A 296-nucleotide genomic window follows, 5' to 3' on the forward strand; every position below is an offset into this window, starting at 1 on the left:
TGAAGAAGTCGAAAACTATATAACCGAAAATAAGCACTTGCCCGAAATTGCATCTGCAAAAGAAATGGAAGAAGAAGGTGTATACCAGTCAGAGATGAACAAAAAACTTCTACAAAAGATTGAGGAGCTTACTCTTTATGTGATTGAGCAGAATAAGACCAACCAAGAACAAACAACCCTTATTCAAGAGCAATTTCAGTTTATAAAAGACCAATCTGAAAGACTAAAAAGCTTAGAGGATGAAATAAAAGCATTAAAGTCAAAAAAATAACCAGCTTATAATCGAGTAGGTGGCT

1 pseudogene is annotated in these 296 nt (G+C 34.1%); it reads left to right on the plus strand.

The features are described from left to right. Window positions 1-271, plus strand: a pseudogene (locus E1171_RS23050) (hypothetical protein); the annotation flags it as partial. Window positions 272-296 lie beyond the last annotated feature (25 nt).

The organism is Xanthovirga aplysinae (assembly GCF_009711365.1).
GTDB lineage: Bacteria > Bacteroidota > Bacteroidia > Cytophagales > Cyclobacteriaceae > Xanthovirga > Xanthovirga aplysinae.